Genomic DNA, 26,750 nt, shown 5'->3' on the forward strand with positions numbered 1-26,750 from the left:
CGTGATGGAAGCCGAACCCCGATATCAGAACCGGCCGGCACATCGTCCCCAACCCGCACGTCATGCGGGAGGCGTGCACGGACTTCGAGGCCGAGCTGAAGCAGTTCAACGAGGACAACCACCTGCACCTGCACTACCCGCCCACGGTCCAGCTCTCCAAGCTGGTCAACTCCCCCAAAGACATCTCCTCCAGGCGTCTGCGCCAGGAGTACGACACGCACATCCGCCGCCACCTGTGGGGCGGCCACTTCTGGTCCGGCTCCCACTTCGCAGGAAGCTGCCACGGTGCGCCCCTGACCGTCGCACGCCAATACATCGACAACCAGAAGCACCCCGTAGGCCGAGGTGAACAGTGCCGACCCGTGCTCACCCGCGAGTCAGAGCAGTCCTGAGATGGCCTTCACCCCCGGCGTAAACGCCGGAGCACTGGCCAAGATCAAAAGGTAGAGCGCGAGGTCGACGGTCCCGGTCTTGTTCGTCAGACGATGACGGGGACCGTCTCGGCGCGGTTGGTGGACCAGTTGGTGACGATCGGCTTGTCGACGTTGGCGGTGTCGGGGAGCTTGAGTTCGGCGGGGTTGGGGTCGTTGTCGCTGATGGCGATGATGACGTTCTCGAACTGCTTACCGGCATTGCTCTTGGTGGTCTTGGGGCTGATACCGGTGTATGCGACGGCGGAGCCAGTGAGCTTGATGGGGTCTTCGCCACCCTGTCCGACGGGGGAGGCGACGCCGTCGGCGCCGGAGCCGAAGGACACACTGGGCGTGTTGACGTCCAGGTAGCAGGTGATGCCGGACTTGGCCTTGGCGGTTACGAGGTAGTAGCCGCCGGCCTGGGACTCCGCGGTGACCGTGAAGTCCAGGTCGTTGGTGCCGCAGGACTGTCCGTAGCCGCTCTTCCCGCCGTCGCCGGAGCCGCTCTTGCTGTCGTCGCCGGAGTCGGACTTGTCGGCGGAGCCATTGGAGTTGGAGCCGCCGGTGGAGGAGCCGCTGGTGGAGGGGCTTTCGCTGGAGGAGCTGTCGCTCCCGCCGCTGCCGGCGGAGGCGACGGCAGATGGGGTCGCGGAGCTGCCGGCGTCCGCGGTGTCGTCGTTGTCGCAGGCGGTGGTGGTGGCGGCGAGGGCCGTCACGGCCGCGGCGGCCAGGACGAGACGGGCGGAACGGGTGGCGAGACGCGAACGCATCATGATCTCCAGCGGCTGTCGGTTGCGGTGTTTCTGCTGACACCGATGACACTAGGGTCGAGTCGATCCTCAAATGATCCTGTGAATGTCCGGGTTCTGTCTCAGCAACTTCGGTTCCGGGAAGTGGCGTTGGATTGCACCAACCCCAGCTCAAGGGGCATGTCCGGAACCAAGCGTTAGAATCGCGCCATCGCAGGATCAGATGGTTTCGCGATCAGGACGCCCACGCCCACCACTCCCGGGAACTGGCCGGCGCCAGCAAAGAAGACACGCGGGAGTCCACGCCCCCGCAGGTCTGGGGCTCTCCCGTCTTCCGGCACGTGAACCGGGTGCTCACCCTGGTCTGGGGCGGCGTCTTCGTCGCCACGGCCGTACTCGGACTGGTTGCGCTGCACACGACGTCCGGTGCCGACTGGTTCAACTGGGTGACGTCCTCCCCGCCCTGAGGGACGGGGATTGCCCTATGAGGGGGTTCGGCCGGTCGCCCGGCTTACGGGTTCCTGTTTCACGGACCGGCTGGTGCCGAGGTCTCCACAGGCTGACACGGGCTGTCCGCCCGCGTGTCGGATGTTCTTCGCCGCGTTGACGTCGGCATGCTCCGCGTGTCCGCAGCCTGGGGCTTTGCACCGAAACACCGCTTGGCTCTCACGGTTGTGTCCGGCGACGAAGCCGCAGGCGGAACACCGCTGCGACGTGTAGGCGGGATTCACCTTCACCACGACCGTGCCCGTGTACCGGGCCGCGCTGGTCAGGGAGAGTTCGAGACGGTGCCACCCCTTGTCGAGGATCGCCCGGTTCAGACCCCGCTTCTGCGCGACCTGGCGGCCCGGTTCCGCGAGGGTGCCGGAGGCGGAGGCGGCCATGTTCCGGATCCTGAGGTCTTCGAGGACGACCAGAGCGTTCTTCGCAACGATCCGGGATGCCATCTGCGCGCAGAAGTCTCCGCGCCGATCCGACACGCGGCCCATGACCGTGTTCATAGCGGCGATCACCTTGGCCCGGTTGGTACTGCCGCGCTTGGACCGGGCCAGGCGCTGTTGCAGCCTGCGATACCGGGTGCTCTCGCCAGACGTGATGAACACCCGGTTGTGGAAGTCGCCGTCCGAGGTGACAGCAGCACTCTTCACCCCCCGGTCGATCCCGACCGACGTGTCCGGCATGGCGTGCCGCTCCGGAGTGACGGCCTGGTCGTCCACGAGGAAGGAAAGACGGACAGTGTGCGCACTGCGGGCTGCTGCTCAACCGCCCGGATCGTGCAGCCCCCATCCTTCGCTCAGCACTCTCCCACCGTGCCCGAAGTCCACCGACGCGAACGAGGTCCCCATGCACGAGGCGTCGAGTTCGCGTCCGGGGTTTCTTCAGGGGCTAGTTGGGTGTTCCTGGCCGAACACTGCTGTCCGCCTCCACTCTCCCGAGGCCGACTGCTGACCCCATGGCTCGCGCAGCGAAAGTCATAGTCCGCGCTTCCGCGCGCACTGTATTTGCTCGCCGGCTGCGGTCCGCGAGGGAGGGTCAGGCTGATCACCGGAAGCACCTCACGGTTCCCGCACTGCCGCCGGCCACCGCCGCCATGGGGCCAGCATTCCTGCCCCATCGTCGCCGGGAAACGGACATGGGTTAGCTCTTCCTCGGTTCAGCCCTGAGCGGACAGAAAGTCCTCGACAGCGGCGGCGAACTGGGCCGGAGCATCGTGATGCACGACATGACCGGCAGGCAGCTCGGCGAGGCAGGCCTTGCCGGCACGACGGGTGATCATTTCCCCGGCATGGGCGGCCGCCAGCTCATCGCTCCGTGTTCCACGGATCAGCAGAGTGGGGCAGGCAACCGCTGTCCAGTCCTGCCAGTGGTCACCATTGAGTGCCATCTGCGACGCCACCGTGTGCTCGATGTCGAACGAGAATCCCCAGCCGCCCTCCGCCCGACGGAAGGAACACTTCAGATAGGCAGCCGCCGAGCCCAGTGCGGCCACCAGATCCTGGCGCGAAGGCGCATCGCGGGGCAGGCGCAAGGTGAATGACCAGTCACTGTCCACCACCGCGCCGATGTCCTCAACGATCAGCGCACAGACCCGATCCGGCTGCCGGGCAGCGTACTGGTATGCGTTCACTCCGCCCAGCGAGTGGCCCAGCACCGCCACCGGGCCGATGCCCAGGTGCCGATGGAAGGCAGCCACATCAGCGACGTAATCGTCTCGCTCGTAACGCTGAGCACGATCGGACTCACCGTGCCCGCGTTGATCGAGCGCGATCACCCTCCAGCGCGGCGCCAACGCCTGAGCCAGAGGCGCGAACGCCGACGCCTCGTTGTAGTGCCCATGCAGGGCCAGAAGCGGAGTACCCGGACCTCCGAAGTCCAGATACGACAGTTTCCGTCCGCCGACCACGAAGAACTCACGCATGATGGGGATGCTATGCGGCAGCACTGACACCCGATGGCTGACCAGCAGCCAACAGAGAAGGAGCCGCCCTCCTCTCAGTCAGAGCGAGCTCAACGGCTCCGCTCTGGTTCACGTCGCCACCATCCCTTGTGCAGTTCACGTTGTGGAAGCGGCGACGTGGGACCCTCCCTTCACGCCGCCGCTGTCTTCAGAGTCAGCGACCGTTGGGCAGAGCTCAGCGATCCTTGGCCAGGGCCAGGAGATCCGCGAAAAGCCCTCCGGCGTCTGCCAGGTCGTCGTAGCGGCCCACTTCGATGATCCGACCGTGCTCCATGACCGCGATGCGGTCGGCGACCTTGGTGTTCTCGAGTTGGTGCGTGACCACGACCGTGATGCGGTCACAGGCGCCGCCCTTGATCTTCTCGAAGATCTGGTGTTCGCCACGGGCGTCCATCTGTGACGTCGGTTCGTCGAGAATGAGCAGTTCAGGGCGCCGGTAGATCGCGCGGGAGCAGGCCAGGCGCTGCCACTGCCCACCGGAGAGCTCGGCGCCGCCGAAGACCTCCCTGGCGAGCAGGGTCTCGAGGCCGTGGGGCAGGTCGTCGACTGCCTCGCGCATACCGACTGCGTCGATCGCGTCCCAGACGGGAGCGTCGTCGTGGGTGCGGGGCTGGCCGAGGGTGACGTTCTCGCGGACACACAGAGGCCATTGGGCGAAGAGCTGCGGCACCAGGCCGGTGCGCGCCCAGACGGTGTCCTGGTCAACGGTGGCCAGGTCCCTGCCGTTCCACAGGATGCGTCCCTTGTCGGCCAGGTAGATGCCGGTGATCAGGCGCAGGAGGGTGGATTTGCCGCTGCCGTTCTCGCCGACGATGGCGAGGATCTCGCCCCGGCGCAGGGTCAGGGACACCCCGTCGACGGCCGGCAGGTCTTTCCCGGGGTACTGGTAGACGACGTTGTCGAACCGGATCTCCTCCACCTTGGCCGGCGCGGGCAACACGCCGCGCTGCGGGGCTCGTTGAGCGGCATCGTCGAGGAACGCCTGCATGTCGGTGAGGTAGAGGCTGGTGTGGAACAGGGCGGCCCCGTTGATGACCACCTGGGACAGTGCGCCCAGGGTGGTCTGCACGGCGACGACCGCGGTCGCTGCGATGGCCAGCTCGATGCGGCCGGTGACCGCCAGCCAGGCGAGGGCCGCCCAGGTCAGGAGCAGGAAGAAGCCGCCGGTCGTGGCGGACAGCAGGGTGATGCGCAGCGTGCGGGGCGCGACGGCCAGCAGGCGGCGGTCGATGCGTTCGGACAGAGACCTGTACCAGAACAGCAGGTAGCCCGTCATGCCGTTGGCGCGTACCTCGTCACCGTGCTTGGGCGTGGTGGCCCACCAGCGCATCATGTGGCGCACGTTGCGGTCGCAGACGTTCGCGTAGTGCATCTCGTAGTCGACCCGGGCGGAGAGGAGCGCGCCGATTCCGGCCGGCAGGACCGCAAGGATGAGCAGCGGAAGCATCGCCCAGTGCAGGGCCGACAGCACGCCGCTCGCTGCGATCATCCTGATCAGAGCGGCCATGAACCGTTGTGCGTCGTTCACCATGACGTGGGTGCGGAGCACGCCCATCCCTGCGGCCTCCTGACGGTCTGCGAACCCGTCCTTGGCGTTGGCCGCGGACTCGACCCGGCACACGGCCTCGACCAGCGCGGTGTCGGCGTACGTCGTCAGCAAGGGCGTCAGGCGCCGGTCCGCGTACGAGGCGAGCGAGCTGGACAGGCGACCGAGTGCGGTCGTGACGGTCACGACGAGAAGTGCGGGCAGTGCCTCGTGGAGGCGGTCGTCGACGGTTCCGGTTCCGAGGATCGACTGCATCGCGTGGGCGATCGCGGCCAGGCCCACCGCGGCGGCGACGCCGGTGACGAGCTGGCAGGCGATCAGGAGGAGCACGGCCACGCGGTCGAGCTGCCAGGCCATGCGGGCGATGCGGCGCAGGACGGACGGCAAGCGGGCGCACATGCGCGTGAACGAGACATCGCCGAGCGGGTTGACGGAGTATTCACCGCTGTAGCTGATCTCCGCGGGCGGCGGTGGTGGAGGTGTGACGAGGCGGACGGGCCTGCTGTCTGTGGGCAACTGCACTCCTTGACACGGTTGTTGACGGACGGCTTCACGATGTCCGGGTCAACGACAGAGGCACCCGTATCGAACACGCGTGTTTAGGACGGAGAGAGTTCCGTGGCAGGACGGGGTCGGCAGCCGGGTCCCCATGGCAGGTACGGCTGGACGGCCGGCTCGGTGTGGCCGAATCGCCGATGCCGATACGCATGTGGCGGGCCGCCGAGGCCGACGCCGGCTGGGGCAGCTGGGGCAGCTGGGGCGTCCTGCGCCAGCTGGGACGAAGGCAGAGACGACGTCTGGATCGGCGCCCAACGCCGCAGCACACTGCGTCCTCTCGGCCGACTGGGCATCCCCTGGCGAAACTTCGACGGGGGTAACGGCGAGCACCTGAGCAACGGGCAATAGGGGCCCGGCTTGCGCGGTGTGGATGAGGGTTCGGTGACGAGCATCAGCGACGACCACGTGAAGGTCCACTTCCGAATGGAAATCGACGAGGACGGCTGGCCGCCGGCGAGCGTAGAGAGTCTATGGGCGGTGGACCTCGGCGATGAGAGGGTGCGGTTGGACAACACCCCATGGTTCGTCCGCGGAGTCGCCAGCGAGGCCGCCGGCGGCCGACTCTCGGCCGCGGCCGGGCTGATGCACACCACTCTCGCCACCTGGCCCTGGCACACCACCAGCAACCAGGCAACCAGCAGCAGCGATGACTCACCGGCAGCCCGGCCCAGGTGCGGCGGGCCTGGGCCGGGCTGCCTTGAACCGGGCAGCACCCCTTATCTGGAGGCGGTAGGTCTTCCGATGGCTGGTACGGCGGGCTGAATCCCGTGGTCCGACGGCGGAGCTTGTCGGGGTTTGCCTACCGCCCAGATGTACTTGATCGAGCGTGGAGCGCTCGGTCAATGCGGGCGCGGAGCGGCCGCATTGACACATGGCCAGGCCGGGGCCGCGCCCAGTGATGGCGGAGAACTTGCCGTACGGCTTCGAGACCGACGCGCGCATCTTCCGCCGGAACCGAGGCGCGGGATGGCTCCGGGCGCAGCTCCGCGGGGAGGCCCTCGACACTCAGGGGAGGCCCTCGATACTCAAGGGAGCGTTCGCATGTGTCACTGGAGCACCTGGGCGCTTCGGCCGGCCGTGACCACAGTGCGGAGAGGGAACGCGATGAGCAGCGCGACAGCGACCATGAGCCCGCTCGCCCACAGCGGTCCGAGATCCCCGACCTCGGTACCGAGGGTGGTCGCGGCGACGAGGGGGCCGGCGGCGGCACCGAAGTTGAGTGCTGCGGTCGCATACGAGCCGGCCATGGTGGGGGCATCCGCTGCCTCGTAGAGGACCCGCGTGATCAGCGTGCTGCCCAGCGCGAACGACAGCGCGCCTTGTACGAACACGAGGGTGCACAGGGCGACCGGCGTGTCGGCCAGTAGCGCCAGGGCCGGCCAGCCGACGAGCAACAGCGGACCACCGACTGCGATGACCAGACCTGGACGCCGGTCGGACAGCCGGCCCGCGACGGTGACGCCGACGAAGGAACCGGCACCGAAGAGCACCAGAACGACAGAGATCCACAGTTCGCTCAGCCCGGCGGTGTCGGTCACGACGGGGGCGAGGAAGGTGAAGCTTCCGAATGTTGCCGCGTTCACCAGCGCGCCGAGCAGCATCACCACGATCAACCGCGGCCTTGCGAGCGGGGCGAGTTCCGCTCGCAAGGCCGGCCCGCCATTCGCCTCGTCCTCCCCCCGCCCCGCTGGGATTCCCTTCAGAATGCCGAGGGCTGCAGGCAGGCAGAGAGCGGCGACAGCCCAGAATGTGGCCCGCCAGTCGAGCGCCGTGCCGAGTACCGACCCGCCAGGGACACCGGCGACAGTCGCCACCGTCGTGCCCGACAGCAGGACGGCCAGCGCACGTCCCTTCTTGTCGGCCGGGACCAGCGTGGCGGCAGCCGTCAGAGCGACGGCAATGAACCCTGCGTTCGTGAGCGCGGCAACGACCCGGGTAGCGACCAGGACCGGAAAGCTGGTGGTGATGGCGCCCACAGCGTGAGTTGCCGCGAAAGCAAGGACGAATCCGAGAAGGCTGAACCGCCTGGGCCAGTTGCGCGCAAGCGCGGCCACAAGAGGGGCGCCGGCCATCATGCCGATCGCGAAAGCTGAGGTGAGCACGCTTGCTGTCCCGACTGTGACGTCGAGATCCGAGGCGATGCCCGGCAACAGCCCGGCGAGCATGAACTCCGAGGTGCCCATGGCAAAGACCGCCATGGCAAGCAGGTACAACGGGAAAGGCATCGAAGGCTCCGAGGTGAGGAGAAGCACGAGAAGGTCATCTCGTCACCGCGGCCAGCCCCACGGGCACACTCGTCCCACCGCAGAACGCGGCGCAACGACAGGGCTACGAGTTCAGGGCTTCAGGGGGCTGACGGCGTGACCGAAAGCCCCCACCTTGTCTGACTCAGGACTCGACATGGCTCGCACGCTACCCGACCGATGCCCGTCGAAGCACCCGGGTTTCACCGGCATCGGCCTGTGTCACCAACGTCATGCCCCGCAACAACCAGGGCGCTTCTTGCAGATCATTCGAGAGAGCGGTGGGGCCTCGGGTCGCTTTCCACTTCAAAATGATCAAGGCAGCGGTGATTGTATTCCGCCAGTTCCGCCAAACCGTAGTCAGCCGGTAAGGGGAAGTCCGCACCCGTGCCCGCTGAGGCGGACGAAGATCTCGGCGAAACCCTTGCGTCTTCCGGGATTTGGGGGGTGCCATGGTCCTGGGATCCCCCCACCCTTCACTCGAAGCACCCAAGTCCCCATTGACGGAGACCAGTTGATGGCACTCGGCTCGCCTGGAATGGGTTCCGCCCGGCTGCCGTCCACCCCCGTTCGGCCGCACCACGCTCGCCCGGGCGGCCGGGCGGCCGGGCGGCCGGCAAGGCCATCATCGTGGTCACCTCACGGCAGGAGAAGCCATGAGAAACAGGAGCGCCCCCCGCTCACCCCGCCGCGCGGCCCTGACCGCGGCGCTCGCCGCGGCGGCCGCCGCCGTCGGCCTCGCCCTGCCGTACACCGGCGGCGTCCCCGCGGCCCAGGCCGCCGTCCGCAAGCACGTCGACAGCGACTACACACTGTTGCGCCGCTCCCCCGCCTCGTACGTCGTCGGCACCGCCTACCGCGGCTGGACCGTCGACATCCAGGGTGACCCGCAGGGCGGCTATCGCTGGGGCCACATCTACGGCGACCTCAACTCATGTCTGTGGATCTACGACGGCGCGGCCTCCGGCGACGAGGCGCACGCCGACGAGTGCGGCGACCCGGTGACCATGCCGACGTCGGAGTTCACCAACGGCCAGATCGGAGGCGGAACGTCGGACGGTGCCACCGTGGCCACAGTCGCCGGATCCGGCTGCGCCACGTACGACGGCAGCCACATCACGGGCTACGGAAACGTGCGCCCCTGGGCTGTACCCACCACCCCCAGTGCCCCGCTGAACACCCAGGTCGCCATCGGCCAGACGGTGCTGTGGCGCTACGTCAGCCGCGACGGCCGCTACGTGATGGTGCGCGATCCGCGCGGCGGCAGCACCGACGGCGTAGGTCTGCAGAGCTGGTACTTCGTCCCGCGCGGATGCCTGCCGACGACGCTGCCCTGATCCGGGCGTCGGGCAGGCTCGCGAGGCGGAGCGAGGGCCCGGGGAAGAGAGCGCCTGGGACCTCGTGGCCGCCATCGAGGAGTGCTTTTGTCGCGTCGGTCATGCCAAGTCCTGTCCGGAGGCCGGACCGGCTCCCTCCACGACGTGCCGAAGTCCCCGCCGCCCATGATGCGGCGGGCCGCCAATCCGGGCGGGTAGGTCGAGCACAAGATGGCGGATCTGTTGAGTGTGGTTCGCTCAGGCGTATCCGATCAGCCGCGCTGCGGTCTGAGCGGGAGTCTCGTTCTTTGTACAGATCGTCCGTGTCGCCATCTGTCGCGCGCCGGGGTCGTCAAGCCAGTGCCCCCAGGAAGTCGTGTCCGTCGATGATCCAGGCCCGCCCCTTGGCCGTCTGCGTTGACTTCGCCGGGCATGGGCGTGCCCCTCCCGACCGACGTTGCGACGTCGGCCTACTCATACCGGTCGAGCGATCACTCGGAACGCTACGCCCCCACGCGCCGACGCGAAAACGATCCATGAGCAATGAGCTTTGCTCCTCGGAAGAAGGTCTCCCGGTAGCTGCTCTTTCCGGGCCGATCACGTTGCCGGTCGTGGCAAGCACAGCGAAACATGAAGTCACGGACTCCCCACCGAAAACCGCGCGCGCACGCCGGTACCGGATCCGCGGCCGGCGGCGCGCGGGTGTGTGCCGCTTGCTGCGTCTACGTTTGGCCAGTAGGCGCCCTCCGCTCAGGCCGACTCGCGTACCACCAGGCGGGGCAAGATCACCCGCTCGGCGAGCGGGTCGCGGCCCTGTACGAGCGCCGCGACCTGCTCGACGGCGGCCCGGCCCACCTGGCGCTTGTCGACGTGCAGCGTGGTGAGGGGCGGGTCCATCAGCTCGCCGAGCATCAGGCCGTCGCACCCGACGAAGGCACAGTCGCCCGGGACGTCCAGGCCCCGGCGCAGCGCGCGGCGCATGGCGCCGACCGCGATCAGGTCGTTGTAGCCGAGGACCGCGGTGGTGCCGGGGTGTTCGGCGAGCACGCGGTCCATCCCGTCGGCGCCGCCCTGCACGGAGTTGGCCACGGGCACGACCGGAGCCCCGCCGGAGTCGAGGCCGTGCTCGGCGGCCAGGGCGAGGAACAGGGCGCGCCGGGAGTGCGGGTCCGCCCGGTCTCCGCGTGCCCTGTCATCGAGCATCACCACGCGCCGGTGTCCGGCCGCCATGAGGTGCCCGAGGGCCTGCCGCATCCCGGACTCGAAGTCGATACGGACGCCGCCGGCGGCAGGCGGCCGGGTGTCGTGGTCCAGGAGCACCAGCGGGATACCGGTGCCTCGCACCCGTTCGATGGCGCTCTCGGCGAAGAAGTAGCCGACGCACGCGTCGACATGGTCCGCGACTGTGGCCGCCACCCTCTGCTCGCGTTCGAGGGCCGACCCGGTGCTGTACACGGCGACCTGCCAGCCGCGCTCGTCTGCCGCCTCCATCACCCCGGCGGCGACTTCGGGAAAGAACGGGTTGAGCACATCGGCGACGACCAGGCCGAGCGTGGTCGTCGCGGAGCCTGCCATGCCGCGCGCATGCCGGTTGGGCCGGTAGCCGAGCGTGTGGGCCACCTCCAGGATCCGTGCCCGGGTGTCCGGGTCGATCTCCGGCTTGTCGTTGATGGCGCGGGAGACGGTCTGCCGGGAGACACCCGCGGAGCGGGCCACGTCGTCGATGGTGACGCCGTGACGCCCGCGCCGGGACGTGCGGGGGGTGGGCATCTCGGGGAAGATTCCTCTCTCTGCCTGCCCAAGTGTCGTCCGTCGTCGCTGCCGGACGGATCACGTGAGCGCTCACGGACATGATGAGCAGCTCGTTGCCTGCTGTCAACGACTGGCTGTCACAGGGCAGTTGAGGTGATCAAGGCTGAATTCAGGAACCCCTCGCAACGGTCTTGACGGGGACATGCCGCGGCTTCAAGGTACTCCGTGAACGCTCACGGGAACGCTCACGAATCGGCCACCCGTCTCTGCAGTCGCCCTCCCGGAGGACATACGTGACGTCCATCGCGGTCACCACGGCAGAACGCCCGCCCACGCCCACCACCGCGCTCATCGACCGGGTCGGCGTCGCTGTGCTCATCGACGGAGCCCCCATAGAGCCCGTAGTGCGTGAACTTCCCGACGGAGTAAGGGCATTGGATGTGTCAGCCCGCGAGGGCGCCGCCGTGGAGATCCGTCTGGCGACGCCCCTGCAGGACGCCGTCGGCTACTGGCACCCGGACGCCGGCTGGCAGCGGTCCCTGCCGCCGGACTGGGCCGGGCGACTGAACGCCGGCTTGGTGCACGGCAGCGCGATCGGCTGCCTGTACGAGACGTCGGGGCAGACGCTGCTGGCCTTCGCCGCCCAGGACGCGACGGCCGAGACGCACCTGGTCTTCGGCGTCTCGGAGCAGCGCAAACTGTTCGCGGTGCATCTTGAACTCACCGCCGGACGGAGGCCGTTCACCCTCCTCTTGGCGGGCCGCAGCCCCTCCCCCGCGGCGGCGCTGCGCCTGCTGCGACGGCGGCTCGTCGGCACCGCGAAGCTGCCGCCGCTGGCTCTGCCGGAGGCGGGCCGCGCCCCCGCCTACTCCACCTGGTACGCCTTCGGGCAGGAGGTCACGGCCGACGGCGTGGCACAGGAGGCCGAGCGCGCCGCCGCACTCGGCTGCGGACTGCTGATCCTCGACGACGGCTGGCAGCGCGGCGGCCGGGAGCGCGGCTACGCCTGGGCGGGCGACTGGCAGGTCGACACGGCCAAGTTCCCCGATCTCGCCGGTCATGTGCGCCACGTGCAGGGCCTGGGCCTGGCGTACATGGTGTGGATCGCCCCGCTGCTCCTGGGGCCGGACTCCCTCGAGTGGCAGCGGCTCTCCCCGTACGCCCGCATCCCCAGCCCGACCGCGCCGGGCGCACACGTCCTCGACCCCAGGGAACCCCGGGTGCGCGCGCACGTCCTGGAGGTGTGCACCCGGCTCGTCGCCGACCACGGGCTCGACGGCCTGAAGCTGGACTTCCTCGACGACGCCACCGCGTACGCGGACGACGCCGGTGGCCCCGTCGGACCCGCGATGGCCCTGCTGCTCGGGGACCTTCGCGCCACCCTCGACGCGCTGTGCCCGCGCGGCCCGCTGGTCGAACTGCGCCAGCCCTATCTCGGCCCCGGCATGAGCGCGTACGGGAATCTGCTGCGCGCCACCGACTGCCCGGCCGACGCCACCGCGAACCGGATCCGCACGATCGACGCGGCGCTCTGCGCGACTGGCGGCGCCGTCCATTCGGACATGCTGATGTGGGACCCGGATGCAGTGGCCGAGGCGGCGGCCAGGCAGATCCAGTCCGTGTTGCACGCAGTGCCACAACTGTCATGTTTTCTCGGTGAGTTGAGCCCGGACCACCGCGAGGTCGTGACGTTCTGGCTGCGCCAGTGGCAGCGGTTGCGCCCTGTGCTGCTGGACGGCGAGATGGAGCCGGGCCGCCCGGACGAGCTGTACCCCCTCGTTCGGGCCCACGCCGGTGACGCCCAGGTGGTCGTCGCGCACGCAGAACGCACCGTCCTCCTTGACCTGATGCGCCACCCCCGGGCCGATCTGGTGAACGCCACCGCCGCGGACGGCCTGGTCTGCGTCATTCCGCACGGCCCCGTGCGGGCCACGCTCACCACGTACGACGCACGCGGCCGGCTCACCCACTCGGGCCCCCACACCCTCGGCCCCGGCGCGGTCCGCCTCGACATACCGCCCTCCGGCCTGCTGACCGTCCGGCCACCCTACTGATCCAGAGGAGGTCGACCAACTCGCCTGCACAGCACATTCCTTGTCTGTCCCGGCAACGTCACGGTGCTGCACCCGAAGGAGGAACAACCCCTCATGTCCAGCCAACCAGCGCGCCGGCCACGGCGCCTGTGGGCCCTGTGGGCGGCCCTGCTCGCCCTGTTCAGCCCCCTCCTGCTCACTCCCGCATCCGCCCCTGCGGCCACGGCCACCGACACGACCGCCACCGTGCAGGCGGAGCCGGTGCCGGGCATGTTCAACCCGCGTCAGACCTGGCTGCGCGACTCCACCGCGGGCCTGTTCCTGCACTGGGGCATGTACACCCAGCCCGAGCACTACGACTGCGACTCCTGGCAGAAGGCCGTGAACGACAGCGGCTGGAACCCGGACTACTGGGTCAAGGAGACGCAGAAGATCCACGGCTCGTACATCGTCCTGGCCACCTTTCACAGCCGCCTGGGCTACGCCCGCCCCTGGCCGTCGAAGATCCCCGGCAGTTGCTCGACGAAGCGCGACATCCTCGGGGAGCTCATCAAGGCGGCCAAGGCCAAGGGCATCAAGGTCATCCTCTACATGACCGACGATCCGCAGTGGCACGACGTCATGGGCCCTGAGTCCTTCGACTCCGCCGCCTACTCCGCGTACAAGGGCAAGGACGTCGATCTGACGACCCGCCCCGGCTTCGGCGAGTTCAGCTACGACAACTTCTTCGAGGTGATGCACAACTACCCGGATCTGAAGGGCTTCTGGATCGACAACGACAACGAGTACTGGGAGCAGCACCACCTGTACGAACAGATCCGTGAGCAGCGCCCGGACATGCTCCTGAGCAACAACAACGAAGACACGCCGATCATGGACACCGTCAGCAACGAGCAGAAGACCGGCATGACGCCCGACTACGACATGCCGGCGGCGTACTGGACGTCCATGCCGCGCCTGACGGAGTCCTGTTACAAGGTGCCCTCGAGCGGCGCCTGGTGGTACGACGGTCAGGACCGTCCGGTGGACACGGCGCTCAACATCCGCCGCTACGTGGCCAACGCGGGCACGTCGTACAAGTCACTGATGGACCTCCAGGCTCAGGTGGACGGGACGTTCCCGCCCCAACAGCAGGCGTTCACCGACTACCTGTCGAAGTATCTCGACCCGATCTGGGAGTCGCTCCACGGTGTGGAGGGCGGCGGCTATCTGTACGGCGGGCTGCGCCCGGGCGCCTGGAACGACGGGGCCTACGGCTACACCACGGTGAGCAAGGAGGACGCGACGCGCCAGTACATCCATGTCACGACGCGGCCGGCGGGAACCGGCTCCGGCACTCTCCGCATTCGTGACAACGGCACGAAGGTGAAGCGGATCAGCGATCTGCGTACCGGCAGGAAGATCGCCTTCGACCAGCACGACGGCACCGTCACACTCAAGGGCATCACCACCTGGGACCCGTACGACACCGTGTTCAAGGTGGAGACGGAGCGACACCGCCAGGGCCTGTACCCCTCCAACACGGTGCGGGCCACCGCCACCTCGTCGAAGGACGGCCACCCGGCGGCCAACCTCACCGACGGCGACCTCACCCGGTACTGGGACTCGAACGCGCAGGTGCCCGTCTCGGTCACGCTGGATCTCGGGGACATGAAGAAGGCCCGGTATCTGGCGGTGAACCAGACCGAGTGGTCGCCCACGTACAACCGTGAGTCCTTCGGCAGGAAGGAGGACTCGGCCCGGATCAAGGACTACAAGGTCTTCGTCAGTGACGACGGCGAGCACTGGGGCGATCCGGTGAAGACCGGTGTCATGGAGAGCGCCCGCAGCACCCGCTACGTCGACCTGGACACCACGGCCCGCTACATCAAGCTGGAGGTGGACAGCACCTGGTCGGCGGCGACCGTCGTCCCCTTCTACCACCAGCTGAGGATCGACGAGATCGCGGTCGGCCACTCGTATCCCGTGAGCCACGACCGCGGGTGACCAACGCGCTTACCCTGAGGGCCTATGGGGCCTTCGGGGTAAGCGTCCCGGTCGTCACCCGGCGGTCAGTGTCCGGTCGCCGAGCTCGCGGCGGCCGCGAGCTCGCCGGCGATCGCGTCGTACGCGGGCTTGTGCTGCAGGTTCTCGTCCCAGGGCAGCGCGGCGCCCTCGCTCGGGAAGACCGACGGGATCCATGAGTGCCGGTCGGAGTATCCCCACACGGTGATGCCCACGCACCGCCGCACGGCGAGGCAGGCGCTGGTGGCCCGCCCGTACCAGTCGGCCTGCTGGGCCAGCTTGGCGTCGTCCGCCGGGAGGATCATGCGGATGTCGAGCTCGGTGAGGGCGACGTCGAGGCCCAGGTCGGCGAAGCGCTGGATGTTCTGCTGCATCTGGTACGGGAAGCCGTACTGCAGCGCGAGGTGCGCCTGCATGCCGAAGCCGTCGACCGGTACGCCGTCCGCCTTGAGCTGCTTGATCAGCGTGTAGTAGGCGTCCGACTTCGCCCCGATCCCCTCGACGTTGTAGTCGTTGAGGTACAGCTTGACCTTGGGGTCGGCGGCGTGCGCCCAGCGCAGGGCGTCGGCGATGTAGCCGGGGCCGAGCGTCTTGTAGAAGATGTTCTCCCGGTACGTGCCGTCCTCGTTCATGATCTCGTTGGCGACGTCCCAGGAGAAGACCTTGCCCTTGTAGTGCTTCACCTCGGTCGTGATGTGGTTCTTGAGGATCGAGCGCAGCTCGTCGGCGGTCCAGGTGCCGTCCGTCAGCCAGCTCGGCAGCTGGCTGTGCCACAGCAGGGTGTGGCCGCGCACCTTCAGATGGTGGGCCTTTGCGTACGCCACGATCTCGTCGCCGGCCGTGAAGTCGAAGACGCCGCGCCGGGGTTCGGTGGCGTACCACTTCATGCCGTTGCCGGGGGTGGTGGCGCCGAACTCGCTGCCGAGCAGATCGGCGTACGCGGTGTCGTCGAGCTCCGGGTTGTCGACGGCCGAGCCGAAGTAGCGGCCGGTCCGCTGGGCCAGGTCGTCGAGCGTGGCGGCGCGGTGCCGGGCGCCGTCCGCGTGGGCGGCCGGCACCGCGGCGAGACCGAGCAGCAGGGCCGTGGACGCGGCGAAAACAGCGGCTCTGGCTCGGGTACGGCGTGCGGGTGAGCGCATGGGGCGGCTCCTCAGCTGAAGGGCGGGGGTAAGTGGTTGACCTTGCTTCGCGCGGCGCCGCGCGCGCGTCACTTCACGCGCAGCTCGCACCGCATCCGCCGCTCGTGCCCAATCTCCCGCACCGGCCACGTGAGGGTGAGGCCGGCCACTCTGACGGCGTCCCGGGCTCGGCGGCGGGACAGGGATACGGAGGCTGGCATGACACATCTTCCGGAAGGGATCCGAAACTATCGGTGGATGGCCTCGGAAGTTACGGACACACGACGGGGGTGTCAACGGCCTTGACAAAGAAAGCCATTGACACCCCCGATGGGTGCAGAGCGTGTCAGACCTGTCGGGGCTCCCCCGTACTGGCCCTGACCACCAGTTCCGTCGCGAGCTCCACCCGCGATGAGGCGGGTGCGACGGACCGGGCCAGGTCGAGGACGAAGCGCGCCGCCAGTTTGCCCATATCCGCCAACGGTTGACGGACCGTCGTGAGCGGCGGCGCCGACCAGCGCACCTCCGGGAGGTCGTCGAAGCCGAGGACACTCATGTCCTCCGGCACCCGCTGCCCGCGCCGGCGCAGCGCCTCGATCGCCCCGAGCGCCATCTGGTCACTGGAGGCGAAGATGGCGGTGGGCGGCTCGGCCAGGTCCAACAGCTGGTTGCAGCCGGTGAATCCGGACTCGTGGTAGAAGTCGCCGGGCACGATCAGCGCGTCATCCACCGGCACACCGGCCACGTCCAGCGCGGCCCGGTACCCGTCGAGCCGGGCACGCGAGCACAGCAGCCGGGGCGGGCCCTCGATGAACCCGATCCGGCGGTGACCGAGCCCCAGCAGGTGCTCCGTCGCAGCCATCCCGCCCGCCCAGTTCGTGGCACCGACGGTCGGCGCCTCGGTGGCCGGCGAACCGGCCGGGTCGACGACCACCAACGGCACGCCCAGGCGCCGCAGTTCGTCGTGCAGCCCCGGTTCGAGAACCGAGGTCACGAGGATCACCCCGTCCGACGCGCGGGCCCGCAGATTCGTCATCCACTGCCGGGCCGCGCCCGCCCGGTCGTGAATCGCGGAGACCACCGTGCCCACCCCCGCTTCGTGCGCGACCTCCTCGACGCCCCGGATGATCTCCACCGCCCAAGGGCTGTCCAGGTCGTTGAAGACCAGGTCGAGCAGGGCCGCCCGGTCGCCGGGCGCAGGCGGGCGCCGCTGGTACCCATGCCGATGCAGCAGATCCTCGACCCGCGCCCGGGTGGCGGGCGACACGTCGGAGCGCCCGTTGACGACTCTCGACACGGTCGGGACCGACACCCCCGCCTCGCGCGCGATCTCGGTGATCGTCACCTTGGCCGGCCCGTCCGGGCTCTGCGTGGCTGCCTTGCCTCTGCCGCCAACCCGGGCCACGTTCCCCACCTCCATCGACCTCTGCATCCTGAAAGATCTCCGGATGTCTTCCGGAAACCGTAGGACATGCCGTCGACCGTGCGCCGGTCAAGCCGGGATTTTGTCCGACCCGCCGAACGCCTGGCCCTGAATCTACGCGCCCCCTGCTCCCAGCACCTCGCGCAGCCAGGTCATTTGGCGACGTACGTGCACGGCGTCGCCGTGCTCGTGGCCGTTGAACGGGTAGGCGTGGATCTCCCGGACGGGGTCCGTGCCGGTGAGTTCGCCGTAGCGGTGGTGCGCCGCGTACGCACCGCTGGGCGGGCAGACCTGGTCGCGCAGGCCGACTCCGAAGTGGGCCGGGGCCTGGGCGCGGCGGGCGAACGAGATGCCCTCGACGTAGCCGAGCGTGCGGTACGCGGCGTCCTCCGCGCCCCGGTGTACGGCGAGGTAGGCGGCGATCTCGCCGTAGGGCCCCGCGTCGGTCAGGTCGAGGCCGCGCCGGATGCCGCACAGCAGCGGCGCCGTGACCAGGGCCGCGGCAAGATCGGGGACGAGTCCGGCGACGGCGAGGGCTACTCCCCCGCCCTGGCTGTTGCCCACCGCGGCGATCCGGTCCCGGTCGACGCCGGGCAGGGCTCGCAGCGCGGCGACGGCACACACCGCGTCGGTGATCAGGCGGCGGTAGTGGTAGTCGTGCGGGTCGAGCAGCCCACGCACCGCAGGTCCCGGGCCGCCGGGCGCGGCCGCGTGCCGGTCGGGGGTCGCGCCGCCGTTGCCGTACTGGTCGCCCTGGCCACGGTTGTCCATGAGCAGATGGGCATATCCGGCGTTCGCCCAGGTGAGGCGCTCGTGCGGGAGGCCGCGGCCGCGGCCGTAACCCGCGAACTCGACGACTGCGGGCATGAGTTCGCCGTCGTCCGCGGGCCGGGTGTACCAGGCGCGGACGGGGTCGCCGGCGAAGCCGCGGAAGGTGACGTCCCAACTCTCGACGAGCCGCAGGCCGGTGTCGACGGGTCGGACGCGGATCAGGGGTTCGGGGTGGGTGGCGGACTTCAGCGTGGCCTGCCAGAACGCATCGAAATCGGCGGGTTCGTCGGGCTCGGGTCGGTGGCGCTGGAGTTCGTCCAGGGGCAGGTCGAAGGCGGGCACAGGCACCTCACAGCCGGTCACGGAGCCAACTCCCTTTGACGCGGCACCCATTGACAGGGGTCGGGAGCGGCTTTAGGTTGCGGCGACGTTACCGGAAGATTCCTGAAAGTTCTCGGTACCAATTTCCCCGCCCTTGTGATGACTTCCGTCTGCCCGTGTGACGAAAGGCCCTGCATGAGCTCCTCCACCATGACGGGCAGCCAGCCCCGCACCGGCGCCGCGCCCGACCCGCCGCCCGACAAGAAGCGTCCGTCCGGCCGTCGTTCCTGGCGCCGATCTCTGCGCCGCGACTGGCAGCTGTACTCCCTTGCCGTGCTGCCGATCCTGTTCTTCCTGGTCTTCCGCTATCTGCCGATGATCGGCAACGTGATTGCGTTCCGCCGCTTCGAGCCGGGCGGTTCGATCCTCGGCGAGGAGTGGGTGGGCCTGCGCTATGTGCAGATGTTCCTCAGCGACCCGTCGTTCTGGCAGGTCTTCCGGAACACGCTCTGGATGGGCCTGCTGACGCTGCTGTTCTGCTTCCCGGTGCCGATCGTGCTGGCCCTGCTGCTCAACGAGGTCCGGCGCACCGCACTGAAACGGTTCGTGCAGTCGATCTCGTACCTGCCGCACTTCCTGTCCATCGTGATCGTCGCGGGCATCACGGTGCAGATGCTGGCGTCGGACGGCCCGATCAACCATATGCTCACGGCGTTCGGCCACGATCCGGTCCGGTTCATCCAGGAGCCCGGCTGGTTCCGGACGATCTACGTCGGTTCCGAGGTCTGGCAGACGGCCGGCTGGGGCACGATCCTCTATCTCGCGGCGTTGAGCACGATCGACGAGGACCTGTACGAGGCGGCCCGGATCGACGGCGCGAACCGCTGGCAGCAGACCTGGCACGTGACGCTCCCCGGCATCCGCCCCACCATGTTCACGCTGCTGATCCTCAACATCGGCACGTTCATGGTGGTCGGCTTCGAGAAGATCCTGCTGCTCTACAACCCGCTGACGTACCCGACGGCCGACGTCATCTCCACCTATCTGTACCGCACCGGTGTCGAGTCGAACTCCTTCAGCTATGCCGCCGCCATCGGCCTGTTCGAGGCGGTCATCGGCCTCCTGCTGATCACGTCCGCGAACCGGCTGTCGCGCAAGACCGTGGGGACGAGCCTGTGGTAAGCATCCAGACCCCAACCCGCGCCGCCACGACCGTGACCGGCCCGACCCGCGGCTACCGCGTCTTCCAAGGCGTCAACGCCGTGATCCTGACGCTGGTCGTGGTGGTCACGCTCTACCCGATCATCAACATCGTCGCCCGCTCCCTCAGCGGGGAGCACCAGATCAGGGCGGGCGAGGTGACGCTGTGGCCCAAGGGCTTCAACCTCACCACGTACAAGATCGTCTTCCAGGACGGGACGTTCTGGCGCAGCTACGGGAACACCGTCCTCTATACGGTGCTCTCCACCGCTGTCGCCATGGCCCTCACCACGATCTACGCGTACGTCCTGTCGAAGAAGGACCTGCGCGGGCGTACGTTCCTCGTCGGCATCGCCGTCTTCACGATGTTCTTCTCCGGTGGTCTGATCCCCAACTACGTGCTGATCACCAGCCTCGGCCTGAAGAACTCGATCTGGGCGATCGCCCTGCCGAACGCCATCAGCGTCTTCAACCTCCTGGTGATGAAGGCATTCTTCGAGAACATGCCGGCGGAGCTCGAGGAAGCCGCGCAGATCGACGGCCTGAGCACGTACGGGACGTTGCTGCGGATCGTGCTGCCGTTGTCGAAGGCCGTCATCGCGACCATGGTGCTCTTCTACTCGGTGTCGTTCTGGAACTCATGGTTCTCGGCGTTCCTGTACATGGACAGAGCCGATCTGATGCCGGTCACCGTCTACCTGCGCAACCTCATCGCGGGCGCCACCGAGGGCGGCAACGCGGGGGCCGCGGCCGACCAGCTCACCCAGGCCGCCGCGAACATCCAGTCGGTGACCATCGTGCTCACGGCGCTGCCGATCCTCGCCGTCTACCCGTTCGTGCAGCGGTACTTCGTCTCGGGCGTGATGCTCGGCGCGGTCAAGGGCTGAGCGCAACCACTTCACGCACGAACACAATCACGCCTCAACAGACTTGTAGAACAAGGGAGTTCACGTGACAAACACGGGCCAGCTGTCGAGAAGGTCGCTGCTCGCCGCGGCGGGGTTCGCCGGACTCGCCGTACTCACCGGCTGCGGCAGCGGTGACGACGTCGGCGACAGCAAGGACCTGTCGAAGAAGCGGAACGGCGCCATGAAGAAGTACAACGCCGGCGAGCAGTTCAAGGCGACCAAGGCGCTGTCCTTCTCCGTCCTGCACAACAACAACCCGACGTACCCCAGGAAGCAGAGCTGGCTGTTCTGGAAGGAAGTCACCAAGCGCACCGGCATCACGCTGCAGCCCGTCGACGTCCCGCTGAGCGACTACGAGAAGAAGCGCAGCCTGCTGATCGGCTCGGGTGACGCCCCCTTCCTGATCCCCAAGACGTACCACCCCTCCGAGGTCGCGTTCGTGTCGTCGGGTGCGATCCTGCCGGTGAGCGAGTACGTGCACCTCATGCCCAACTTCCAGGACAAGGTGAAGCGGTGGAAGCTGGAGCCCGAGCTGGACTCCATCCGCCAGTCCGACGGCAAGTACTACCTGCTGCCCGGGCTCCACGAGAAGCCCAAGTCCGGATACTCGCTGTCCTTCCGCACCGACATCCTCGAAAAGATCGGCGTGAGCCTGCCGACGACGTGGGACGAGGTGTACGACGTCCTCAAGGCGATCAAGGCGGAGTACCCCGACAGCTACCCGCTCTCCGACCGCTGGAGCACCAACACGGTCTTCCCGGCGGCCGCCCTGCTCAGCTATCTCGGGCAGGCGTACGGCGTCCGGGCCGGCTGGACGTACGAGAACATCACCTTCGACGCGAAGACGCAGAAGTTCGTCTTCACCGGGGCGACGGACGAGTTCCGGCAGGTCATCGAGTATCTGCGCAAGCTGGTCGCCGAGAAGCTGATGGACCCCGAGAGCTTCACCCAGACCGACGACAACGCGGTGAAGAAGCTGCTGGCGGAGAAGTCCTTCGCGATCAGCGCGAACCCGCAGGAGCTGGTGCAGAAGTACCGCTACAACCTGGAGCGGCAGGTCAAGGGCGCGAAGATCGAGATGATTCCGGTGCCGATCGGCCCGGCCGGTGAGATCGTGCTCGGCGGCATCCGTCTGGAGAACGGCCTCATGATCTCCAGCAAGGCGCTCAAGAGCGACAACTTCGTCGCGCTGATGCAGTTCACGGACTGGCTCTTCTACTCGGACGAGGGCCAGGCGTTCTGCAAGTGGGGCGTCGAGGGCGTCACGTACACGAAGTCCGGCGGCCAGTACAAGCTCAAGCCCGGCATCAGCCTCATGGGTTCCGACCCCAAGGCCCCCAAGGATCTGCAGAAGGACTACGGCTTCTTCAACGGCGTCTTCACCTACGGCGGCAGCTGGCAGCTGGTGTCCTCCACCTTCGGCCCGGACGAGAAGAAGTTCCAGGACGTGATGGCCAGGCGGAAGCAGACGCCGATCGCCCCGGCCCACCCGCTGCGGTCCGCGGAGCAGGAGCAGGCCTCGCTCTGGGAGACACCGCTCACGGACCACATGAACCAGAACACCCTCAAGTTCGCGCTCGGCAAGCGGCCGATGTCCGAGTGGGACGACTACGTCACCGAGCTCAAGGCCAAGAACATGCAGCAGCTCGTGGATCTGCACAACAAGGCCTACGAGCGGTACAAGAAGGACAACGGATGATCCGCGTCCCGGCCGAGTCGCAGGGCGTCCTCTCCGAGGCGTGGCGGGCGTGCGTCGGCACGGGCCGCCTCGAACTCGCCCTGCGCCGCGACTACCAGGACTCCCTCACGCTGCTCCAGAAGGACATCGGCTTCCGGCACATCCGCGGGCACGGACTGTTCAGTGACGGGATGGGCGTGTACCGGCCGTACGAGTGGCAGGGCGCCCGACAGGTGCATCATTCCTTCACCTACGTCGATCAGGTCGTCGACGCCTGTCTCGCACTCGGCATCCGCCCCTTCCTCGAACTCGGTTTCATGCCGGGCGAGTTGGCGTCCGGCGGGCAGACCGTCTTCTGGTGGCAGGGGAATGTGACACCGCCCTCCTCGCACCGGGAATGGGCGGACCTGGTGCGCGCGACACTGACCCACCTCGTGGACCGTTACGGCCTGGAGGAGGTGCGCGACTGGCCCGTCGAGGTGTGGAACGAGCCGGATCTGCCGGACTTCTGGGAGGGCGCCGACCAGGCGGCATACCACCGTCTTTACGAGGTGACGGCGCATGCGGTGAAGGACGTCGACGCCTCGCTCCAGGTCGGCGGGCCCGCCGTGTCGCCCGGCGCGGACGAGGGCTGGCTCGGGCGGTTCGCAGAGTTCGTGGAGCGGCGGGATCTGCCGGTCGACTTCGTGTCACGCCACGCGTACACCTCGGGGCCCGCGCAGCCGGTGCCCTTCGGGACGTACCAGGCGCTGGCCCCGGCCGAGCGCCTGCTGGAGCAGTTCGGGGCTCCGCGGCGCGAGCTGAAGGGCACATCGCTGGCAGACCTTCCGGTCCACATCACGGAGTTCAACTCCTCCTACCGCCCGGACAACCCGGTCCACGACACGGCCTTTCACGCCGCGTACCTGGCCCCGGTCCTGGCGGCCGGCGGAGATCTGGTGGACTCCTTCTCGTACTGGACGTTCAGCGACATGTTCGAGGAGGTGGGGGTCCCGACGGCGTTGTTCCACGGCGGTTTCGGGCTCCTGACGCACCGCCAGGTCAAGAAGCCCACGTACCACCTGTACGCGTTCATGGCCCGCATGGGCCGTGATGTGCTGGCCCGCGGTGACGACCATCTCGTCGCCCGGCAACCCGACGGGCGGGTCACGGTGCTGGCGTGGGCGCCGCCCGGCACTGACCTGCACACCCTGCGGCTGTCCGTCCCGGTCGGCGACACCGAGCGCGGCGCGGTCTTCCTGCGTCGCTCCAGCGTCGACGAGGAGCGCGGCAACGCGTACACCGCGTGGCGCCGGATGGGCAGCCCGCGCTCACCACGCCCGCACCAGCTCGACATGCTGCACGACGCTGCGGAACCGGACAGGAGCCATCTCCGGTTGCCCATCGAGGAGTTCAGGGTGGACGTCGACCTCACACTCGAGCGGCACGAGGTGACGCTGGTCGAGCTCAGCCCCGTGATCGAGGAGTCTCCCGCCTGGTGGGACGAGGGCCGGATTCTCGGGGGCGGGGGTTCCGGATGAGCGCCGCACAGGCCGGCTCGCCCGGGGCGGCCCTGCCGCGCGCCTCCCGCGTCTTCGGTGACGGACCGCTGTCGCGGGCCTGCGCCCTCATCCACACGCTCCTGACCGTCGAGGGCCTGCTGCTGCTCACGCTGGCACCCAGCCTGCTCGGGCTCCTGTTCCTGGGTGCGGACGCGGCGAACCTGCCGCTGGCTGCGTTGTGCCTCACGCCGCTCGGCCCGGCCCTCTCCGCCGCCCTGTACGCCTTGCACCACCGCAGCCACGATCTGACGGAACTGCGTCCGGCCCGCACCTATCTGCGAGGGCTGCGCCTCAACTCCGCCGCCGCGTTGCGGATATGGGCTCCGCTGCTCGCCTGGCTGACCGTCATCGCGTACGGCCTCACCCACTTCGCCTCGACCGGACTCCCCGGCTGGTGGGCCGTGCTCCTCGGGGTCATCTGCGTGGGCGCGCTTCTCTGGGGCGCGCACGCGCTGGTGCTCACGTCCCTGTTCACGTTCAGGACCGTCGACACGGCGCGACTCGCCGGCTACTTCCTGCTGCGGCACGGCCGGGCGACACTCGGCGCGGCCAGTCTGCTCGTCCTCGCCACCGCGGGCACCTTGTGGCGGACCGAGGCGCTGCCTCTGCTGCTCGCTCCGGTGCTGCTCCTGTCGCTGCTGCACACCAGCCGTCCGATCATCACCGAGACCCAGGAGGACTACACCGCATGAACGGCGTGCCCGCCACCACCGGCATCCCCTACGGCGGTGACTACAACCCCGAGCAGTGGCCCGAGGAGGTCTGGGACGCCGACCACCGCCTGTTCGGCAAAGCCGGGATCGACACGCTGACGGTGGGCGTGTTCGCATGGTCGCTGCTCCAACCCGCCCCGGACATCTACGATTTCACGGTCCTCGACCGGATCGTGGACCGAGCGGCCGCCGCGGGGCGCCGCATCGTCCTGGCCACCGGCACAGCCGCGCTGCCGCCCTGGCTCGCGAAGGCCCACCCGGAGGTGAACCGAACCGACTTCGAGGGCCGTCGGCACGGTTACGGGCAGCGGCACAACTTCTGCCCGAGCTCACCTGTGTACCGCCGCCTGTCCACGACGCTGGCGGGACGGATCGCCGAGCGGTACGCGGACCATCCGGCGCTGCTCGCCTGGCACATCAACAACGAGTACGGCGGTGCCTGTTACTGCGGTCTGTGCGCGGAGTCGTTCCGCGGCTGGCTGCGCGAGAAGTACGGCTCGCTGGACGCCCTGAACGACGCGTGGTGGACGACCTTCTGGTCGCACCGCTACACGGACTGGTCCGAGATCGAGCCGCCCAGCGCGCTCACCGAGCACTGGCGCGGCCCGGACCACACCGCTTTCCAGGGCATCACGCTCGACTACCACCGGTTCACCACGGACGCGCTGCTCGCCTGCTTCGTCGCCGAGAAGGAGGCCGTGCGCGCCCACAGTGCGCACACCCCGGTGACCACCAACTTCATGGGGATGTACCGTCCGTTGGACTATCACCGCTGGGCGCCGCATCTCGACTTCGCGTCGTGGGACAGCTATCCGCCGCTGGACGCGCCGCCGACCTGGCCGGCCCTCGCGCACGACCTGATGCGGGGCCTGAAGGGCGGCGTCCCGTTCTGGCTGATGGAGCAGACGCCGTCCACCACAGCCTGCCGCGACGTCAATCCGCTGCGCAGGCCCGGCGAGTTGCGGCTCGCGAGCTGGCAGGCGGTGGCGCACGGCGCGGACGCGGTCCTGTACTTCCAGATGCGGGCCTCGCGCGGGGCGTGCGAGAAGTACCACGGGGCGGTCATCGGCCACGCGGGCCGCGACGACACCCGCGTCTTCCGGGACGTGGCGGAACTGGGACAGGAGTTGGGCCGGGCGGGCGGGGTGACGCTGGGCGCCCGGACGCCGGCCCGGACCGCTCTGCTCTTCGACTGGGACAGCTGGTGGGCGCTGGAGATGTCGGACGGCCCGTCGCGGCTGGTGCGCTACCAGGATGTCGTGCACTCCTACTACCGGGCCGCGCGCACGGCGGGCGCGGACGTCGACGTCGTCCCCGTGACAGCGGACCTGTCTGCGTACGACGTGGTCCTCGCACCCCTGCTGCACCTGGTGAAGGGAGACCTGGCCGCACGTCTGGAGGCGGTGGCGGAGCGAGGCGGCACCGTAGTGACGACCTACCTGTCCGGGCGCGGCGACGAGCACGATCGCGCCTTCCTCACGGATGTGCCGGGCCCGCTCGGGCCGCTGATGGGTGTCCGGGTCGACGAGTGGGACTCCCGGGCTGCGGAGTGGACGAACCCGGTCGACTTCGGCGGCCTGCGCTCACTGGCCCGGCTGGTCTTCGAGCTCGTCGTGCCTCAGGGCGCCGAGCCCGTCGCCACCTACACCACCGACTTCTACGCCGGAACGCCCGCCGTCACCCGAAACTGTTTCGGGGAGCGCGGTGGCGAGGGCTGGTACGTGGCGACGCAGCTCGATGACGCGGGTACGGACCGGGTGGTGCGCCAGGTGCTGTCCCGGCACGGTCTCATCGGTCCGTACGCCGAGGTGGCCGGCGTGGAGACGGCGACCCGTGTCACTGCCGACGGGACACGCTTGTTGTTCCTTCTCAACCACGCTTCTGTGGAGGTGGAGTTGACGGTCCACGAGTCGGCGACGGATCTCCTGACGGGCAAGGGGTACGCGCCCGGCGAGCCCCTCGCGCTGGACCCGCTGGGCGTGTGCGTACTGCGCCTCGCATGAGC

General features: G+C 68.6%; 20 protein-coding genes and 1 pseudogene. 12 read left to right on the top strand and 9 right to left on the bottom strand.

The window, feature by feature from the left end; all coding sequences use genetic code 11:
• The first annotated feature begins 62 nt into the window (after positions 1-62).
• Positions 63-392 (top strand): IS200/IS605 family transposase, encoded by a 330-nt coding sequence (tnpA, locus tag OG456_RS40180; RefSeq protein ID WP_266570018.1) that lies wholly within the window; start codon positions 63-65, stop codon positions 390-392.
• 86 nt (positions 393-478) lie between these two features.
• Here the strand turns inward: tnpA and OG456_RS40185 are convergent, their stop codons facing one another.
• On the bottom strand, positions 479-1,183 hold the full coding sequence (locus OG456_RS40185; protein ID WP_266570745.1) for a hypothetical protein: 705 nt from the start codon (positions 1,181-1,183) through the stop codon (positions 479-481).
• Between the two features lie 320 nt (positions 1,184-1,503).
• Between OG456_RS40185 and OG456_RS40190 the strand changes: the two genes are divergently transcribed.
• On the top strand, positions 1,504-1,629 hold the full coding sequence (locus OG456_RS40190; RefSeq protein ID WP_266570020.1) for a hypothetical protein: 126 nt from the start codon (positions 1,504-1,506) through the stop codon (positions 1,627-1,629).
• A gap of 15 nt (positions 1,630-1,644) precedes the next feature.
• Here the strand turns inward: OG456_RS40190 and OG456_RS40195 are convergent.
• From OG456_RS40195 to OG456_RS40205, 3 genes and pseudogenes are all read right to left on the bottom strand, one after another.
• Positions 1,645-2,382: pseudogene (locus OG456_RS40195) on the bottom strand (RNA-guided endonuclease InsQ/TnpB family protein); the annotation flags it as partial.
• A gap of 434 nt (positions 2,383-2,816) precedes the next feature.
• Positions 2,817-3,581 carry an alpha/beta fold hydrolase gene (locus OG456_RS40200; RefSeq protein WP_266570021.1) on the bottom strand — a complete coding sequence of 255 codons (765 nt, stop codon included), beginning with the start codon at positions 3,579-3,581 and terminating at the stop codon, positions 2,817-2,819.
• Between the two features lie 214 nt (positions 3,582-3,795).
• Positions 3,796-5,565, bottom strand: a complete 1,770-nt coding sequence (locus OG456_RS40205; protein ID WP_266570746.1) for an ABC transporter ATP-binding protein — start codon at positions 5,563-5,565, stop codon at positions 3,796-3,798.
• 582 nt (positions 5,566-6,147) lie between these two features.
• Between OG456_RS40205 and OG456_RS40210 the strand changes: the two genes are divergently transcribed.
• Entirely contained in the window at positions 6,148-6,486 is a 339-nt protein-coding gene (locus tag OG456_RS40210; protein WP_323136453.1) for a hypothetical protein, read from the top strand.
• Positions 6,487-6,770: 284 nt separating this feature from the next.
• On the opposite strand, the gene OG456_RS40215 is transcribed toward OG456_RS40210, so the two are convergent.
• Positions 6,771-7,949: a Cmx/CmrA family chloramphenicol efflux MFS transporter gene (locus tag OG456_RS40215; protein WP_266570747.1), complete on the bottom strand. Its 1,179-nt coding sequence runs from the start codon at positions 7,947-7,949 to the stop codon at positions 6,771-6,773.
• 674 nt (positions 7,950-8,623) lie between these two features.
• Here OG456_RS40215 and OG456_RS40220 point away from each other — a divergent pair.
• The gene (locus OG456_RS40220) at positions 8,624-9,304 is read left to right on the top strand and encodes a hypothetical protein (RefSeq protein ID WP_266570023.1); all 681 of its coding nucleotides are present in this window, start codon (positions 8,624-8,626) and stop codon (positions 9,302-9,304) included.
• Between the two features lie 729 nt (positions 9,305-10,033).
• Here OG456_RS40220 and OG456_RS40225 read toward each other — a convergent pair.
• On the bottom strand, positions 10,034-11,053 hold the full coding sequence (locus OG456_RS40225; RefSeq protein WP_266570025.1) for a LacI family DNA-binding transcriptional regulator: 1,020 nt from the start codon (positions 11,051-11,053) through the stop codon (positions 10,034-10,036).
• A 275-nt stretch (positions 11,054-11,328) separates the two neighbouring features.
• On the opposite strand from OG456_RS40225, the gene OG456_RS40230 reads away from it, so the two are divergent.
• Together OG456_RS40230 and OG456_RS40235 are read left to right on the top strand one after the other, a co-directional pair.
• Positions 11,329-13,089, top strand: a complete 1,761-nt coding sequence (locus OG456_RS40230; protein WP_266570026.1) for a glycoside hydrolase family 36 protein — start codon at positions 11,329-11,331, stop codon at positions 13,087-13,089.
• 93 nt (positions 13,090-13,182) lie between these two features.
• Positions 13,183-15,054: an alpha-L-fucosidase gene (locus tag OG456_RS40235; RefSeq protein WP_266570027.1), complete on the top strand. Its 1,872-nt coding sequence runs from the start codon at positions 13,183-13,185 to the stop codon at positions 15,052-15,054.
• Positions 15,055-15,119: 65 nt separating this feature from the next.
• On the opposite strand, the gene OG456_RS40240 is transcribed toward OG456_RS40235, so the two are convergent.
• The 3 genes from OG456_RS40240 to OG456_RS40250 all read right to left on the bottom strand — a co-directional run bounded on the left by OG456_RS40240 (position 15,120) and on the right by OG456_RS40250 (position 18,726).
• Positions 15,120-16,211, bottom strand: coding sequence for an endo-1,4-beta-xylanase (locus OG456_RS40240; protein ID WP_266570028.1), 1,092 nt, complete (start codon positions 16,209-16,211; stop codon positions 15,120-15,122).
• 325 nt (positions 16,212-16,536) lie between these two features.
• Positions 16,537-17,595, bottom strand: a complete 1,059-nt coding sequence (locus OG456_RS40245) for a LacI family DNA-binding transcriptional regulator (RefSeq protein ID WP_266570029.1) — start codon at positions 17,593-17,595, stop codon at positions 16,537-16,539.
• Between the two features lie 132 nt (positions 17,596-17,727).
• Positions 17,728-18,726 (bottom strand): acetylxylan esterase, encoded by a 999-nt coding sequence (locus OG456_RS40250; protein WP_266570748.1) that lies wholly within the window; start codon positions 18,724-18,726, stop codon positions 17,728-17,730.
• A gap of 174 nt (positions 18,727-18,900) precedes the next feature.
• Between OG456_RS40250 and OG456_RS40255 the strand changes: the two genes are divergently transcribed.
• From OG456_RS40255 to OG456_RS40280, 6 genes are all read left to right on the top strand, one after another.
• Positions 18,901-19,887 (top strand): sugar ABC transporter permease, encoded by a 987-nt coding sequence (locus tag OG456_RS40255; RefSeq protein ID WP_266570030.1) that lies wholly within the window; start codon positions 18,901-18,903, stop codon positions 19,885-19,887.
• Positions 19,888-19,919: 32 nt separating this feature from the next.
• A complete protein-coding gene (locus OG456_RS40260; RefSeq protein ID WP_266570749.1) occupies positions 19,920-20,792 on the top strand; it encodes a carbohydrate ABC transporter permease in 873 nt (290 codons plus the stop codon).
• Between the two features lie 64 nt (positions 20,793-20,856).
• Positions 20,857-22,512 carry an extracellular solute-binding protein gene (locus OG456_RS40265; protein ID WP_266570031.1) on the top strand — a complete coding sequence of 552 codons (1,656 nt, stop codon included), beginning with the start codon at positions 20,857-20,859 and terminating at the stop codon, positions 22,510-22,512.
• Positions 22,509-24,011 (top strand): xylan 1,4-beta-xylosidase, encoded by a 1,503-nt coding sequence (locus OG456_RS40270; RefSeq protein ID WP_266570032.1) that lies wholly within the window; start codon positions 22,509-22,511, stop codon positions 24,009-24,011. Before OG456_RS40265 ends, OG456_RS40270 begins: the two co-directional genes overlap by 4 nt.
• Complete coding sequence (locus OG456_RS40275; RefSeq protein ID WP_266570033.1) at positions 24,008-24,724, top strand: hypothetical protein; 717 nt, start codon at positions 24,008-24,010, stop codon at positions 24,722-24,724. The genes OG456_RS40270 and OG456_RS40275 overlap by 4 nt, the downstream gene beginning before the upstream one ends.
• On the top strand, positions 24,721-26,748 hold the full coding sequence (locus tag OG456_RS40280) for a beta-galactosidase (protein ID WP_266570034.1): 2,028 nt from the start codon (positions 24,721-24,723) through the stop codon (positions 26,746-26,748). Before OG456_RS40275 ends, OG456_RS40280 begins: the two co-directional genes overlap by 4 nt.
• Positions 26,749-26,750: the final 2 nt, after the last annotated feature.

This window comes from Streptomyces sp. NBC_01446 (assembly GCF_026340095.1).
GTDB classification, from domain to species: Bacteria; Actinomycetota; Actinomycetes; order Streptomycetales; family Streptomycetaceae; genus Streptomyces; species Streptomyces aureus.

Bases quoted from the DNA above. Each gene is read 5' to 3' on its own strand.
- OG456_RS40220 (WP_266570023.1), top strand. From the start codon at position 8,624: ATGAGAAACAGGAGCGCCCCCCGCTCACCCCGCCGCGCGGCCCTGACC.
- OG456_RS40255 (WP_266570030.1), top strand. From the start codon at position 18,901: ATGAGCTCCTCCACCATGACGGGCAGCCAGCCCCGCACCGGCGCCGCG.
- OG456_RS40185 (WP_266570745.1), bottom strand. From the start codon at position 1,183: ATGCGTTCGCGTCTCGCCACCCGTTCCGCCCGTCTCGTCCTGGCCGCC.
- OG456_RS40210 (WP_323136453.1), top strand. From the start codon at position 6,148: ATGGAAATCGACGAGGACGGCTGGCCGCCGGCGAGCGTAGAGAGTCTA.
- OG456_RS40275 (WP_266570033.1), top strand. From the start codon at position 24,008: ATGAGCGCCGCACAGGCCGGCTCGCCCGGGGCGGCCCTGCCGCGCGCC.
- OG456_RS40205 (WP_266570746.1), bottom strand. From the start codon at position 5,565: ATGTGCGCCCGCTTGCCGTCCGTCCTGCGCCGCATCGCCCGCATGGCC.
- OG456_RS40215 (WP_266570747.1), bottom strand. From the start codon at position 7,949: ATGCCTTTCCCGTTGTACCTGCTTGCCATGGCGGTCTTTGCCATGGGC.
- OG456_RS40200 (WP_266570021.1), bottom strand. From the start codon at position 3,581: ATGCGTGAGTTCTTCGTGGTCGGCGGACGGAAACTGTCGTATCTGGAC.
- OG456_RS40225 (WP_266570025.1), bottom strand. From the start codon at position 11,053: ATGCCCACCCCCCGCACGTCCCGGCGCGGGCGTCACGGCGTCACCATC.
- OG456_RS40270 (WP_266570032.1), top strand. From the start codon at position 22,509: ATGATCCGCGTCCCGGCCGAGTCGCAGGGCGTCCTCTCCGAGGCGTGG.
- OG456_RS40235 (WP_266570027.1), top strand. From the start codon at position 13,183: ATGTCCAGCCAACCAGCGCGCCGGCCACGGCGCCTGTGGGCCCTGTGG.
- OG456_RS40280 (WP_266570034.1), top strand. From the start codon at position 24,721: ATGAACGGCGTGCCCGCCACCACCGGCATCCCCTACGGCGGTGACTAC.
- OG456_RS40240 (WP_266570028.1), bottom strand. From the start codon at position 16,211: ATGCGCTCACCCGCACGCCGTACCCGAGCCAGAGCCGCTGTTTTCGCC.
- tnpA (WP_266570018.1), top strand. From the start codon at position 63: ATGCGGGAGGCGTGCACGGACTTCGAGGCCGAGCTGAAGCAGTTCAAC.